Annotated in this window: 9 protein-coding genes; 6 read left to right on the top strand and 3 right to left on the bottom strand. The window is 57.8% G+C overall.

All coding sequences use genetic code 11. The features are described 5' to 3' along the window. Window positions 1-58 precede the first annotated feature (58 nt). Window positions 59-1,012 carry a magnesium/cobalt transporter CorA gene (gene corA / locus E4T21_RS09560; RefSeq protein ID WP_149284775.1) on the top strand — a complete coding sequence of 318 codons (954 nt, stop codon included), beginning with the start codon at window positions 59-61 and terminating at the stop codon, window positions 1,010-1,012. 83 nt (window positions 1,013-1,095) lie between these two features. Next, window positions 1,096-2,124 (top strand): DNA-binding protein, encoded by a 1,029-nt coding sequence (locus E4T21_RS09555; protein ID WP_149284774.1) that lies wholly within the window; start codon window positions 1,096-1,098, stop codon window positions 2,122-2,124. Between the two features lie 94 nt (window positions 2,125-2,218). Here E4T21_RS09555 and nfuA read toward each other — a convergent pair whose 3' ends face one another. Next, window positions 2,219-2,809, bottom strand: coding sequence for a Fe-S biogenesis protein NfuA (nfuA, locus tag E4T21_RS09550; RefSeq protein ID WP_149284773.1), 591 nt, complete (start codon window positions 2,807-2,809; stop codon window positions 2,219-2,221). Window positions 2,810-3,409: 600 nt separating this feature from the next. On the opposite strand from nfuA, the gene metH reads away from it, so the two are divergent. From metH to E4T21_RS09530, 4 genes are all read left to right on the top strand, one after another. Then, a complete protein-coding gene (gene metH / locus E4T21_RS09545) occupies window positions 3,410-7,111 on the top strand; it encodes a methionine synthase (protein ID WP_149284772.1) in 3,702 nt (1,233 codons plus the stop codon). Window positions 7,112-7,135: 24 nt separating this feature from the next. After that, the gene (locus E4T21_RS09540) at window positions 7,136-8,458 is read left to right on the top strand and encodes an MATE family efflux transporter (RefSeq protein ID WP_149287128.1); all 1,323 of its coding nucleotides are present in this window, start codon (window positions 7,136-7,138) and stop codon (window positions 8,456-8,458) included. Window positions 8,459-8,576: 118 nt separating this feature from the next. Further along, window positions 8,577-10,229, top strand: coding sequence for a nitrite/sulfite reductase (locus tag E4T21_RS09535; RefSeq protein ID WP_149284771.1), 1,653 nt, complete (start codon window positions 8,577-8,579; stop codon window positions 10,227-10,229). Next, window positions 10,222-10,755, top strand: a complete 534-nt coding sequence (locus tag E4T21_RS09530; protein WP_149284770.1) for a DUF934 domain-containing protein — start codon at window positions 10,222-10,224, stop codon at window positions 10,753-10,755. Before E4T21_RS09535 ends, E4T21_RS09530 begins: the two co-directional genes overlap by 8 nt. 181 nt (window positions 10,756-10,936) lie before the next feature. Here E4T21_RS09530 and E4T21_RS09525 read toward each other — a convergent pair whose 3' ends face one another. Then, entirely contained in the window at window positions 10,937-12,973 is a 2,037-nt protein-coding gene (locus E4T21_RS09525; protein WP_149284769.1) for an alkyl/aryl-sulfatase, read from the bottom strand. 27 nt (window positions 12,974-13,000) lie between these two features. Beyond that, a complete protein-coding gene (locus tag E4T21_RS09520; protein ID WP_149284768.1) occupies window positions 13,001-14,971 on the bottom strand; it encodes a DUF1302 domain-containing protein in 1,971 nt (656 codons plus the stop codon). Between the last annotated feature and the right edge of the window lie 272 nt (window positions 14,972-15,243).

Raw genomic sequence — 15,243 nt, 5'->3', positions numbered from 1 at the left:
AGCCATACAGGCCATCCCGGCGATGACACAGGATTCGCCTATACATCGAGGTACCGCGATGCTGAGACTATTCAAGATCCAGGAAGGAACCATTCGGGAATGTCGCCTCCCGGATGATCAAACGGAGCGCGCTCTGGCGGAGGCGGACTGGATTGATGCACGCGACCCTGATGATGAGGAACGCTCACTGTTTCAAGGCCTGCTGCATACCGACCTTCCCGAATCAGATGACATTGAAGAGATCGAGGCCTCTGCTCGCTGCTTCGTCGACCAGGCTGGCGTGCACATCCACTCGCTGTTTCTCACCCAGTCCGAGAATCGCCATCACACCGAAACGGTTGCCTGCATTCTGCAAAGCCAGCGCCTGATCACCATTCGCGAAAGCGAGCTGGCGGACTTTCGTCTGCTGCGCATGCGCGCCCGACGAGGCCAGGTCGAGGCCCAGTCACCCGAAGAATTATTGGTCACCCTGTTCGAACAGAAGGTGGAAAATCACGCTGACACGCTGGAAGACCTGCACCAGCAGCTTGAAGAAGTCAGCTATCTGGTGCTGGAAGATGAGCAGGCCAGCCTGGAAGATGCCATTGACAGGCTGGCACGCCTGGAAGACAGCAACGGGAAGATTCGCCTGTGCCTGATGGATACTCAGCGCAATATCTCCTTCCTGCTGCGCCACATGCGCACTCAGCCAGAACACCTGGAAACGCTGCGCGAAATCATGCGCGACATTGAAACGCTGATGTCACACACCACGTTTCTATTCGATAAGATCAACTTCCTGATGGACTCGACCCAAGGTTTCATCAATATCGAGCAAAACCAGATCATCAAGATGTTCTCCATTGCCGCTGTTGTCTTTCTGCCACCCACTCTGGTGGCCAGCATCTATGGCATGAACTTTGAGGTCATGCCCGAATTGAAGTGGATGCTGGGATACCCATGGGCGCTTGGCCTGATGGTCGCATCCGGCATTGCACCCTTCTGGTATTTCAAGCGAAAAGGCTGGCTGTAACGCTTGCTCGAACAGTGCTTGCTCGAAAGCACTCACGCGAACGAACAGCACTCTTCCAAGGTTACGCCCCAAGGTGACGACTCATGGCTCGAACAGGGATTACTTTCGACGACGTACAGCGTGCAATCGATACGCTGCTCCAGCGCCAGGAAGCGCCCAGTGTGCAGAAGGTGCGCAACATTCTTGGCACCGGTAGCTTCACGACGATCAGCGAACACCTGAGGGAATGGCGGACTCGTCGGGAGGAGCGCACCGATGTACCTCCTCCCCAGGGCATGCCTGCCGAACTGCAGGCACTGGCGGAAGAGCTGTGGAGCCAGGCCCAGACGGCAGCAACCGATAACCTCTCTCACTACCGAGAAGAGGCCGACCGTCAGGTCACGGCAGCCCAGGAACGAGTGGCAGACGCCGACCGCAGGGCCGAAGATGCCGAGCAACGCGAGTCAGCTCTCTCGGCCCACCTGGTCACTACCGAAAAGCGCCTGCAGGAAAGCATCGCCAATTCGGCCCGCATGGAATCCACCGTCCAGGCCCAGGAGCAGCAACTAGAGAAAGAGCGCCAGCGTTCTGCACAGTTGGAAGATCAGCTGGCACGCCTGCAGCAGGAAAATGAGCGCCTGGCCCAGGCGCACCAGGTTGCCCTTGGTGAGCTCCAGGCGGAACACACCGAGCGCCTGCGCCAGGAAGAACAGCGCCATGAGACAGCCGAAGCCCGCCTGATGGGCATGCTTGATGATGCACGCCAGGAACGGCAGGCAGCAGAAAAGTCCCATGCCCAGAAGCTTCAACAGGCTGAACAGCGCTATGAAACGCTACAACAGCAATTGCAGCGTGTCCGCGCAGACCTGCTGGAAGAAGAAAAGCACCACAAGGAAACGCTTCTGGCGCGTTCCAGAGCCGAGGATAATGCACGTGCCAGGCAGCATGAAAATGAGCTGCTCAGTGAACGCATCGAGGAGCAGAAACGCCAGCTTGCCACGCAAGCGGAGCGCATCCATGCCCTGGAAGCAAAACTCGACGAAAAGATCTGGTCCCTCGCCGCCCAGCGGCGCGAAGCCGCCAGAAACGAAAAGGAAAGCGATACGACAGCGTCAACAACGTCAGACAGTTGATCTTGCAGCAGCAACAACAACGCCGCCCACAAGGGCGGCGCGTAACCGATCAGCTGTAGGGCTCAGTGGTAGCAGACCTCAGCAGTAACAGACCTTAGCGGTAATAAGCGTTCGTGGTATCCGTATGGTCAGTCACATCACGAATACCGGCCAGCTCAGGGATACGCTCCATCAGTGTCTTTTCCACCCCTTCCTTCAGGGTAAGATCGACGGCAGCACAACCCTGGCAACCACCACCAAATGCCAGCACTGCCACCTGGTCTTCGGTCAGCTGAACCAGCTTGATTTCACCACCGTGAGCGGCAAGACCGGGATTGATCTCGCTGTAGAGCACATAGTTGATGCGATCCTCCAGCGGACTATCGGCATTGACCTTGGGCATCTTGGCGTTTGGCGCCTTGATGGTCAGCTGCCCACCCATGCGGTCAGCATTGAAGTCGACCACGGCGTCCTCAAGAAACGGTACACTGTTGGCATCGAGGTAGACATTGATCTTGGCAAGCTCCAGGAGTTGATCACTGGGCTCCTCTTCCCCGGGGCGACAGTAGGCCAGGCAGGTCTCGGCATACGGGGTGCCTGGCTGGGTAATGAAGATTCGCACGGCAATTCCTTCCACATTCTGCTTTTCAAGCAGCTCTGCGAGGTAGTCCTGTGCACTGTCGGTGATCTGGATGTTTTCGCTCATGGATCTCTCACTATGTATTCTCTGCGCGCAGAGGCCGCGCGGCTCCTATGGCAGCATTGGCCAGGCCGGCATCAATCAAACTTCTCCGGCCAGGTCAGGAGCAGATAGTGCCATGGTAAGCGACACTATGATCAGACACAATCCCGAGTGTTTTAGTCGGAATTATTCTCATCAAGCATCCGAAGCATCGCCCGGCATATTTCCCATCACCCATCACCCATCACCCATCACCCATCACCCATCACCCATCACCCATCACCCATCACCCATCACCCATCACCCATCATGAATACTTTCACTGAACAGCATGAATGACTTTGTACTTTGACAACGTGCTTTTTTGGTAAGCTACTGCCCCCAGGCAATTTCGCACCTGGTCTCAGTTAATGGGGCCATTCGATCGCCGGTACACTCGATTGTTAAAATACTCGATTGCTAAAACATCGATTGCTAAAACAAAGGAACGCGCATGTCGATTCACATTTTGCTCATGCACATTGCGCTCCTGACATAAAAATGCGCGCTTATAAATGCCTTACGCAAGAATACGCGCCTGAAATACGCTGACCGCCACAAGTGCTAGCTGGAGACTCCCCTGCAATGGTTGCCGTTCCTACTGCCCAAGTTACCCGCCTGACCGAAAGCCTCACGCAACGCATCCTGATGCTGGACGGTGGCATGGGCACCATGCTGCAGAATGCTTCTCTCAGTGAAGAAGACTTCCGGGGGCAGCGTTTCAAGGATTGGCCCACCGACCTCAAGGGCAACAACGACCTGCTGGTCCTGACCTGCCCTGAAGTCGTGTCACGCATTCATCGGCAATATCTCGAAGCCGGTGCGGACATCGTCGAAACCAATACCTTCAACAGCACCCAGTTATCCCAGTCCGATTATGGAATGGAAGCCCTGGTGGCCGAACTCAACCGTGAGGCAGCGCGCCTTGCACGGGAAGTCTGTGATGCCGTTGGCCAGGAAACCGGCATTCCGCGTTATGTCGCGGGCGTACTGGGCCCGACTTCCCGCACAGCGTCACTGTCTCCGGACGTCAACGACCCTGCCAAGCGCAATGTCACCTTTGACGCACTGCGCGACAACTATCGCGAAGCAGCTCTGGCCCTGATCGAAGGTGGTGCCGATCTGATCATGATCGAAACCATCTTTGACACGCTCAATGCCAAGGCGGCGATCTACGCGCTGGAGCAGATCTTCGATGAAACCGGGGTCCGTCTTCCGGTCATGATCTCGGGCACGATCACGGACGCATCTGGGCGCACCTTGTCAGGCCAGACCACGGAAGCCTTCTGGAACTCAGTGCGTCATGCCAGGCCCTTGAGTGTTGGTCTCAACTGCGCCCTCGGCGCTGAAGAATTGCGCCCCTATGTCGAGGAACTCTCGACCAAGGCAGACACGTTCATATCCGCCCACCCCAATGCCGGCCTGCCCAACGAGTTTGGCGAATACGATCAAACGCCCGAAGAAATGGCCGAGATCGTGGCCGAGTTTGCACGCAGCGGCCTGGTCAACATCATTGGGGGTTGCTGTGGTTCAACGCCAGAGCACATTGCCGCCATTTATCAGGCCATCAAGGACCTGAAGCCACGTGCCATCCCTGAACGTCCTCAGGCCTGCCGCCTGTCTGGCCTCGAGCCGTTCAACATCGAGCAGGATTCCCTGTTCGTCAATGTCGGTGAACGTACCAATGTCACCGGTTCTGCGCGCTTCAAGCGCCTGATTGTCGAAGAGGATTTCACCACCGCCCTGGAAGTGGCCCTGGACCAGGTCGAGAACGGCGCCCAGATCATCGACATCAACATGGATGAGGGCATGCTGGAGTCCAAGGAAGCCATGGTGCGCTTCCTTAACCTGATCGCTGGCGAGCCCGATATCGCCAAGGTACCGATCATGGTGGACTCCTCCAAGTGGGACATCATCGAAGCAGGGCTCAAGTGCATTCAGGGCAAGGCCGTCGTCAACTCCATCTCGCTCAAGGAAGGAGAGGAATCCTTCCGCCAGCAGGCCACGGAATGCCGCCGTCATGGTGCCGCCGTGGTGGTGATGGCCTTTGACGAAGAAGGTCAGGCAGACACCTTCCAGCGCAAGACCGAGATCTGCGAACGCGCCTATCGCCTGCTCGTCGATGACATTGGTTTTCCGCCAGAGGACATCATCTTCGATCCGAATATCTTTGCCATCGCGACCGGGATCGAAGAGCACAACAACTACGCAGTGGACTTCATCGAGGCAACCCAGTGGATCACCACCCACCTGCCTCATGCCATGGTATCCGGCGGTGTGTCCAATGTGTCGTTCTCCTTCCGCGGCAACAATCCGGTACGCGAGGCCATTCACTCGGTTTTCCTGTATCACGCCATTCGCGCAGGTCTGACCATGGGCATCGTCAACGCCGGTCAATTGGCCGTGTATGACGATCTGCCCAGTGAACTGCGCGAGGCAGTGGAAGATGTGGTGCTCAATCGTAATGACGAGGCCACCGAACGCCTGCTCGAAATTGCCGACCGTTACAAGGGCGATGGCACCAGCGCCGACAAGAAAGAGGACCTTGAGTGGCGCAGCTGGGAGGTCGGCAAGCGTATCGAGCATGCTCTGGTCAAGGGTGTCACCAGCTTCATCGAAGCCGATACTGAGGAGGCGCGCCTCAAGGCCAATCGCCCGATCGAGGTGATCGAAGGGCCGCTGATGGATGGCATGAACGTGGTCGGGGACCTGTTCGGTGCCGGCAAGATGTTCCTGCCCCAGGTGGTAAAGTCCGCTCGCGTCATGAAACAGGCGGTCGCCTATCTGATCCCCTTCATCGAAGCGGAAAAGACCGAGGACACCCAGGCCAAGGGCAAGATCGTCATGGCCACGGTCAAGGGTGATGTCCACGACATTGGCAAGAACATCGTGGGCGTGGTGCTTCAATGCAACAACTATGACGTCATCGATCTTGGCGTGATGGTTCCGGCAGAAAAGATCCTGCAGACCGCTCGGGAAGAAAAGGCCGACCTGATCGGCCTGTCCGGCCTGATCACCCCTTCGCTGGACGAGATGGTTCATGTGGCCAAGGAAATGCAGCGCCAAGGCTTTTCCCTGCCACTGTTGATCGGGGGCGCCACGACCTCCAAGGCTCATACTGCAGTAAAGATCGAACCCCAGTACCAGGAGCCGGTCATCTATGTCACCGATGCTTCGCGTGCCGTAGGCGTGGCCAGCCGTCTGCTGTCGCCAGAGCTCAAGCCAAGCTACGTGGCAGACATCCGGGAAGAGTACGACAAGGTTCGTGAGCGCAATGCCAAGCGCCGCCCCAAGGCGGCCGACCTGGACTACGCCAGTGCCTGCGAGCGCAAGATGCAGCTCGACTGGCAGGGCTATGAACCACCCAAGCCCACCTTCACCGGACTCAAAGTGTTCGATGACTACGATCTCAATGCACTGATCGATCGCATCGACTGGACGCCCTTCTTCATGAGCTGGGAACTGGCAGGCAAGTATCCGAAGATTCTCAATGATGAAGTGGTCGGCGAGGCAGCACGCAATCTCTATGCCGATGCCCAGGAGATGCTCAAGCACCTGGTTGATGAGAAACTCATTCAAGCTCGCGGCGTCGTTGGCCTGTGGCCTGCCAACTGCGTGGACAACGATGTCATCGAAGTCTATGCCGATGAATCTCGCGAAACGGTCATCGAGCGCCTGAACCATATCCGCCAGCAGACTACCAAGAACCGTGACGGCGCTTGCTATAGCCTGGCGGACTTCATTGCTCCCAAGGACAGCGGCAAGCCCGACTGGATCGGTGGTTTTGCCGTGACGGCAGGACATGGTGTCGAAGAGCTTGCCAACGAATACAAGGCCAAGGGTGACGACTACAGTGCCATCATGGTCCAGGCCCTGGCCGACCGTCTGGCCGAAGCCTTTGCCGAGCATATGCACGAGCGCATCAGACGCGAGTTCTGGGCTTATGTACCCAATGAAGCACTGGATAATGAGGCCCTGATCGCCGAGAAATATCAGGGCATTCGCCCGGCTCCCGGCTATCCGGCCTGCCCTGACCATACGGAAAAGGCGACGCTGTTCCGCATGCTCGATGCGACCCGCAATACAGGGCTGGATCTCACCGAGCACTTCGCCATGTGGCCGGCGGCGGCGGTGTCCGGCTGGTACTTCTCGCACCCGCAGTCGAAGTACTTTTCCACCGGCAAGATCACTCGTGATCAAGTCGAGGTCCTGGCCCAGCGCAAAGGGTACTCGCTGGCAGATATGGAACGCTGGTTGTCTCCGGTACTGTCCTACGATCCGGCATGATCGAATAACGTGCTGGAACTTAGCCTGTTACCTGATACACAACGCCAGCGCCTGATCCTGCGCCTGGCCCTGCCGATCATGGCCGGCATGCTGACCCAGAGTCTGCTGAATCTGGTCGATGCGGCCCTGGTCGGCCTGCTGGGTCAAACAGAACTGGCTGCTGTCGGCATTGGCGGTTATGCCATCTTCATGGTGTGCGCCTGTGTCTTCGGTCTGTCCTCTGCAGTCCAGGCTCAGGTCGCCCGCCGCAGTGGAGAAGGCGCTGAGCGCTGCCCAAGTGAGGCCCTGCACGCCGGATTGATGATTGCCGTGGGTGTTGCCATACCATTGACACTGCTGTGCCTATGGCGGGCCCCCGACATCATCAGGCTGATCAATGACGATCCTGCCATCGAGGCAGTGGCCGTCGATTATTTCCGCTGGCGTGTCCTGTCATTGCTGCCAGTGGCGTTGATCCACTGTTTTCGCGGCTACTGGAATGGCGTGCAGCGCACAGGCATCTATCTGCGCATCATTCTGACCATGCACGTGATCAACCTGATCTCGAGCGTCGGGCTGATCTTCGGCTTCTGGGGGCTGCCCGCCATGGGGGCTAGCGGCGCCGGCCTTGGCACCACCCTTTCATTGTTTGCCGGGCTTTGCATGTGGGCCTTCTACAGCGCTCGTCATACCGAGGGCTTCGCCAACAACTGGCCTCAGTTTCATACCCTGGCCATGACCCTGCGCCTGGCGATTCCTCATTCTTTTCAGCAATGTTGGTTTGCCGCCGGCTATGCGGTGCTGTTCTGGATTCTCAGCCAGGTGGATACGGCCAGCGTGGCGGTAGGCCATGTACTGGTCAACCTGTCACTGTTGCTGATCCTCCCTGGTGTTGGCCTGGGAATGGCCGCCATGAGCCTGGTCGGAGAAGCACTTGGGCGTGACACCCCTGACGCCGCCCACCGCTGGGGATGGGATGTCGTGCGCATGGCCTGGATGTGCCTGGCCGCCCTGGCACTGCCAATGCTGATCTTTCCTGAAGCCGTCCTGAGTCTTTTCCTGCACGATCCCCAGCTTGTCGCACTTGGCGTCATGCCACTGCGCTTGAGCGCGGTGATGATCGTTCTCGATGCCGCCGCCCTGGTGTTTACCCAGGCTCTGCTCGGGGCAGGAGCCAATCGAACCGTGATGCTGCTGACCCTGTCCACCCAATGGTTGATATTCCTTCCCCTGGCCTGGTGGTTCGGCCTCCATCTTGAATTCGGGCTGGCCGGTGTCTGGTGGACTCAGTTAGGCTATCGGGCACTGAATTCCCTGATGTTCGTGCTGATTTGGCAACGTCGTCGATGGCAAGCACTGATGATATGAACGCCTAATTACTTTTTGCTCACGGACTATGAATATTTATTCTTTTATAGAATAAAGGCGGCGAGGTAAGGTAGCCGCAATCTTCCCATGTTTTCATGCTGCTGCAGGAAGGCGCTGAATGTACCGTTACGACAATCACGATCAAACCCTGGTTAACGAACGCGTAGAGCAGTTTCGCGACCAGATGCGCCGCTATCTTGAAGGCAAGATCAGCGAAGAGGAATTCCTCCCGCTGCGGGTGCAGAACGGGCTGTACGTGCAACGCTATGCGCCCATGCTGCGCATTGCCATTCCCTACGGGATGCTGGCGTCCTATCAGCTGCGTAAGCTGGGCGACATTGCCGCTCGCTACGACCGTGGCTACGGCCACTTCACTACGCGCACCAACTTGCAACTGAACTGGCCGAAGCTCGAGGATGTCCCTGACATGCTCGCCGAGCTTGCCAGCGTACAGATGCATGCCATCCAGACCAGCGGTAACGACATCCGCAACACCACGACCGATCAGTTCTCCGGCATTGCCGCCGATGAAGAAGTCGATCCGCGTCCGTGGTGCGAGCTGGTCCGCCAATGGTCCACCTTCCATCCGGAATTCTATTACCTGCCACGCAAGTTCAAGATTGCTGTGACAGGCGCCAGCGAGGACCGTGCTGCCATCCAGGTGCATGATGTAGGCCTGCGTTTCTGGCGCAACGAGGATGGTGACATCCGCGTCAAGGTACTGGTCGGCGGAGGCCTGGGTCGCACACCGATGATCGGTGACGTGATCTGCGAAGATCTGCCCTGGCAGCACCTGCTGACTTACCTGGAAGCCATTCTGCGGGTTTACAACCAGTTCGGCCGCCGGGACAACAAGTTCAAGGCTCGCATCAAGATCCTGACCAAGGCACTGGGTATCGACGAAATGCGCCGCCGGGTCGAGGAAGAGTGGACGCATCTCAAGGATGGCCCTCAGACCCTCAACCAGCAGGCCATCGACGATATGGCGGCACACTTCGTCGAGCCGCCCCGTCGTGACATCGACGCAACTGCCATCGAAGCCTATGAGGCACTGCGCGGCAGCAATCGTGCTTTCGCCCGCTTCGTGACCAACAACGTCACTGACCATAAGGTACGTGGCTACAAGGCGGTGACACTGTCTCTCAAGCGTGCTGGCCAGTCTCCTGGTGACGTGACTTCCCAGCAGATGCATGACATCGCCGACCTGGCCGATGAGTACAGCTTCGGCGAGCTGCGCGTGACCCATGAACAGAACCTGGTATTGACCGACGTTTCTGTCGATCGCATCGAGGAACTGTGGCAACGCCTTGAAGCACTCGGCCTGGCCAACCCCACTGTCGGCACCCTGGCGGATCTGATCTGCTGCCCTGGCGGTGATTACTGTGCCTTGGCCAATGCCAAGTCCATTCCAGTCGCCCAGGCCATCCAGGAACGCTTCGACAACCTGGACTTCCTGTATGATCTTGGCCCGCTGGATCTGAACATCTCTGGCTGCATGAACGCCTGTGGCCATCACCACGTCGGCAATATCGGCATTCTTGGCGTCGACAAGAAGGGCGAAGAGTATTACCAGATCTCGCTGGGAGGCAGCCAGGGCAATGACTCTTCCCTGGGCAAGATCCTCGGCCCCTCTTTCTTCCGTGAGGATGTGCCCAGCGTCATCGACAAGGTGCTGCAGGTCTACGTGAAGTCTCGCCAGGATGACGAAACCTTCATCGACACCTATCGCCGTATCGGTCTCAAACCGTTCAAGGAGTACGTCTATGCCTGAGCAGACGACACAACGCCCGCTGATCAAGGACCGCCAACTGGCCCAGGACGAATGGGTTCGTCATGACGAGGAGTCCGTACCAGCCAATGCACGGGCACTTGTACGCCTGGATGTATGGCTGGGCGCCGAGGACCGCTCCTCCATCGCACCGTGGCTGCCCAGCGACACCGAGCTGGACAGCGCTACCGTGGCCGCATTGAAGGAAGCCCCGTTGATCGCCGTGGACTTCCCCAAGTTCACCGATGGCCGCGGCTATTCCCTGGCACGCGTACTGCGCGAACGTCATGGCTACACCGGCGAGATTCGTGCGGTGGGCGATGTGCTGATCGATCAGCTGTTCTGGATGTCGCGCTGTGGCATCAACGCTTTCTCTCTGCGGGAAGACCAGATCGTCGAGGACGCCTTGAACTCGCTGAATATCTTCAGCCGCCATTATCAGGTGTCTGTCGACAACCCCGAGCCGATGTTCCTGCGTCGCCAGCGTGAAGCCAGAGAGGCCGCCAAAGCAGAAGTTGCCCTCGCCTGACGCTTGTCCCTTCGCGCTCAGCATACGGCGCGACTTGGACGACACCGCTATCACGACTTGGGCCATAAAGACTTAGACCACAGGCTTAAAGCATAAAGCACAGAAGCCTCGTAGATCTTCTACGAGGCTTCCTTGCATTCTGACCACACCGAATCTGTCTGACCATACCGAAGCGGTAGTCTCAGCCGTCGTTTTCCTCGGCAGGCACTGCGGAGGTGGCGATAGGGAAAGTCGGGTTGAAGTTGTCCAGCAGTGAGAACAGTTGGCCCAGTATCTGAACATCACCTTCAGTGGTCACATTACCGGCCTCGATCTCGGCACCCAGGCTGGTCTGCTGCAACAGCACCCGGTTGAGCACGTCCCGGCTCAGGGTCAGGCTGAGATCGGGCTCCTCGGCGCCTTCATCAATACCATTGCGATAACGCAGTACCGAATTGTCCAGACTCATGCGGAACTCCTGCGGCTCATCTCCGGTGAAGTGCCAGTCGATATCCAGTTCCAGTCCATCAGCCTTCGGGCCATTAAGGCGCACTGCCAGCAGGTCGAAGATCTGCTCGATGGGTAGCACCGCAAGGATATCCGGTGAGGCCGTTGTCACCACACTCGCGGGGTCGAAGCCATTTCTCAGTTCCCGGGCACCGGTCAGGTAGATATTGCGCCACGGAGCGGACTCCGCCTGATAGCCCAGTTGCTCGAAGATATCCGCCTGAAGCTCACGGGCCGACTGGTTGTCCGGCTGTGCCATCACCAGATGGTTCATCAGCATGGCGCCCCAGCGGTAATCCCCTTCATCGAAAGCTGTCTGGCCCATTTTCATTACCGCCTCGGCACCGCCCATGGCATCGACATAGCGCTCACCGGCGGTCTGTTCGGGCAGCGGGTCCAGGGTGGCTGGGTTGCCACTCCAGAAGCCCAGGTAACGCTGATAGATACCTTTTACATTGTGCTCGATGGTGCCGTAATAGCCGCGGTTGAACCACTCGTTGGCGAGGCTGTCGGGGATTTCGATGGCTTCGGCGATCTCGTCACGCTTGTAGCCCAGGTTGGCCAATCTCAGCGTCTGATCGTGGAGATACTTGAGCATATCGCGCTGCTTCTCGATGTAGTCGCGCACCTCTTCCTGTCCCCAGCGCGGCCAGTAATGCGAGGTCAGCACCACATCGGTACGATCACCGAAATGCTGCAGTACCTCATCCAGCGCTCGCGACCAGACCAGAGCGTCGCGAATCTTCGCCCCGCGAGGCGTGAGAATGTTGTGCAGCGAAGCATTGAGAATCTCTGCGGCCAGCAACGCACGCTGCTCCGGGAAGTAGAACACCATCTCCGCATCAGCCTCGGTGCCCGGCGCCATCAGAAACTCGATATCGACCCCATCGACCGTCAAGGTCTGGCCGGTCTCAGCGATCTCTTCGGTCGGCTCGATAAAGGTGAAAGTCCCGTTGGAGACTCCCTTGCCCAGGCCCGCGTCCACTTGCTGCTGAGCATTGCGCGGCAACCCGAAGCCAAACATGTACTGGGAACGCCGACTCATTACATTACCCAGCAATACCGACTCGCTGGCGACATGCTCGGTCATATGCTCCGGCCCGATGACACGGACATCTCCTGCCGCCACCTGTTCCCGAGAGACGACGCCTCTCACACCGGCAAAGTGATCGGCATGGGAGTGCGTATAGATGATCGCAGTGACCGGGCGCTCACCCAGTTCACTATTGACCAGTTCCATGGCGGCCTTTGACGGTTCCGCCGTGGTCAAGGGATCGATGACGATCCAGCCCGTATCGCCACGAACGACGGTCATGGTCGCGAGGTCAAAGCCGCGAACCTGATAGATGCCATCCGTGACCTCGTACAGGCCTGGTGTGTTGTTGAGCTGTGCCAGACGCCACAGGCTGGGGTTTACGGTATCCGGCGCATCCCCCTGCAGGAACTCCTGATACACCGATACATCCCATACCACCCTGCCATCGGCATCCTTGACCACCAGATCCGGGGTGGCCTTGATCAGCCCACGTTGAGCGTTCTCGAAGTCACTGCGATCGGCAAAATCCAGTTCCTTGAGCACCGCCGCATTGGCCGCTTGAGTGGCGGCAGTAGCCGGTTTCGGCGTAATGGCCTCGTTGTGCTCAGCCCAGCACAGACTGCTGCTGCCCAGGGCAATCGCTGCAGCCAGCAACGAAGCGGTAAAAGGAAGAGCAGCAAAGGGAAGTCGAGTCATGGCGTTTCCTCGTCGTTATGGTTGTTGTCAGAACTTCAAGCCGGCCGCTGCGGTGATGAAGTCGAAATCGGTATCGGCATAATCCGTGTTGCCACTGCCCGCCCATAAAACTTCGGCGAAGTAGCGATCCTGGTAGTCGGCCTTGAGCCCCACACTTCCGAACAAGCGGTCTTCAGCAAAATTGGCATCGTAGGACCAGCCGGATACGTCATGACCGAACATGACATAGGGCGTCAGCGTCAGACCTGGCACGACATCGGGATAGATCAGTTGACCGCGCAGGCGGTAGCCCCAGGAGAAGTCGCTTGCATAACCGTCACTGGAACATCCTCGGCCGGTGTAATCCGGGTTGGGTGTGGCGATGGCACAACCCATCTCGTTGCCCTGCGCCAGATCGGTCCCGAAACGGTCGCCCTTGGTATAACGACGGTCTTCGAGATCTGCCAGGTCGTGGACGTACTTCATGCCGACCTCGCCCACCAGCACCAGCGCCTTGGAACCGAGTACGTTGGGTATCGGTTGAATGGCGCCGAAGGTCAGTTGCGAGACGTCATAGCGGTCGTAGCCATTGAAGGTGTCTCCCGGTGCCGTTGACCTGGCCCCATCGGCCAGCGTGATGTCTTCGCCGATAACATTGGAAAGCCGCTCTGGATCCCGGGCGAAGGCGGCGATCAGGTCAGAGGTGGCCAGTTGCAGCGGCTGGTCATGGCGAAAGCTGTATTCACCAAAGACCCGTGTGGCCTGACCAAACCTGGTGTGGAGACCCAGCCCGAATATCTGAATATCCTCTGGATAATCAGCGAAGTACTTCGCGTTGAGGTCCGGGTCGTAACTTGAGTCTGTCGGTGGGCGCCAGCCCGGCGAAAGGCCATTGTCGTCGGGGCCGGTATATCCCCCCGAGATGACGCTGGCGTAAGGCCGGCGCGAGTGGATATTCATGGCGTAGGCGGTTATCGCGGTGTCTTCGCTGGGGTGATATCCGAGACTCAACCCAAACTGCCCCATGTCACTCGGCGTATTGTCACCCGCTCGCTCGATCATCAACCCATTGTGATAACCATAGGGATCATTCACGTCGCTGGGTACAGCCCCACTGCCGATGACAGCCCCTTTACAGCCTCCAGACACATAGTCGTGGGTACTGAACGCGGTACCACAGCCATCGAGCACCGTGCTGTCCCAATCCAACTGATAGAAGGCTCCCAACTGCCACTTGTTGGTCAGTTCGAATTCTGCGCTGAGCAACGTTGTCGGCAGACGCAGATTGTCTCCCGGCATGCGAAGTGCCGCCGGACGATAGGGGTTGATGGTATTGATGCCGTTGACGAAGAACTTGCTCTCTCCCCAAGGCAGATACTGGTCGCCCAGGGTTACCTTCACGTCATGATCGGCCACATCGAAATTGCCATAGGCGTATACCTCGGTGAAGGTCGCGCCCTTGAATCGTGACTCCCGATCATAGCGACTGTCGTCCAGAGGCTCGTTGCTGGCATAGCCATTGGCCAGACTTCCGAAGGGCACTTCGTGATGTTCCTGATACAGGTCGTACCAGGCCTTGCCGGCAATACGCGCTCCGACGTTGCGGTACTCCAGATCAAGCTGAGTCGTGAAGATGATTGGCGTCGAGGTCAGCTCACGGTCCGCGTAGTTGGCGCGCCCATCATCATTATTGCGCCCTCCGACGGGGTTATAGCCGCTGCCATTCAAGCCAGCTGCGTCTGCATTCCCCTGAAAGACATAACTCTTGTCGGCGGACTCGGCGCTCCATATTGCCCCGGCACTCAACGAGCCTGACAGCGTCACCTCGACTTCTCCGAAATTTCGCTCGATGGCCTCGGCAGGAAATGCTGCCAACAACAGGCAGGAAGGAAGTAGCCAGGGGCGGCTGCCATCAATGATTTTTCTCGAAACTGTTACCCGATCTCTGCCGAATGTCTGTAATTGGACATGAGAAAGCCTGCGCGCATGATGTACATGCGCGGATTGAAGCAACTGCATGGACTGGTCCTCAAGCGTGTTGTCGTTCCTTTTGTCCCCCAGCCATTTCCGCCATGAATCTAGTGGGCAGAAGGCCTTTCGGGAGGCGCTGTCGTCAGCAGGACCGTATGCCTAACAGAGCAGGTAACTGTTGCAGAGCAGAAGTCTGAAGTTTTGCCCTCCAAGAACTGTGGGCTGATCTGTAGTCATGACATGTCACCTGTATTTGTCAGTTATCGTTTAATGGTGATTTTCAAGCAGAATAGATAACTCAAAACGACAAACATTGACCC

The organism is Halomonas binhaiensis (assembly GCF_008329985.2).
GTDB lineage: Bacteria > Pseudomonadota > Gammaproteobacteria > Pseudomonadales > Halomonadaceae > Halomonas > Halomonas binhaiensis.
Note: the sequence above shows the minus strand (reverse complement) of the source record. Positions and strands in the feature narration are given on the sequence as shown.

Excerpts from the sequence above, each read along its gene's own strand:
- corA (WP_149284775.1), top strand. The coding sequence starts at position 59 with ATGCTGAGACTATTCAAGATCCAGGAAGGAACCATTCGGGAATGTCGC.
- E4T21_RS09555 (WP_149284774.1), top strand. The coding sequence starts at position 1,096 with ATGGCTCGAACAGGGATTACTTTCGACGACGTACAGCGTGCAATCGAT.
- nfuA (WP_149284773.1), bottom strand. The coding sequence starts at position 2,809 with ATGAGCGAAAACATCCAGATCACCGACAGTGCACAGGACTACCTCGCA.
- metH (WP_149284772.1), top strand. The coding sequence starts at position 3,410 with ATGGTTGCCGTTCCTACTGCCCAAGTTACCCGCCTGACCGAAAGCCTC.
- E4T21_RS09535 (WP_149284771.1), top strand. The coding sequence starts at position 8,577 with ATGTACCGTTACGACAATCACGATCAAACCCTGGTTAACGAACGCGTA.
- E4T21_RS09530 (WP_149284770.1), top strand. The coding sequence starts at position 10,222 with ATGCCTGAGCAGACGACACAACGCCCGCTGATCAAGGACCGCCAACTG.
- E4T21_RS09525 (WP_149284769.1), bottom strand. The coding sequence starts at position 12,973 with ATGACTCGACTTCCCTTTGCTGCTCTTCCTTTTACCGCTTCGTTGCTG.
- E4T21_RS09520 (WP_149284768.1), bottom strand. The coding sequence starts at position 14,971 with ATGCAGTTGCTTCAATCCGCGCATGTACATCATGCGCGCAGGCTTTCT.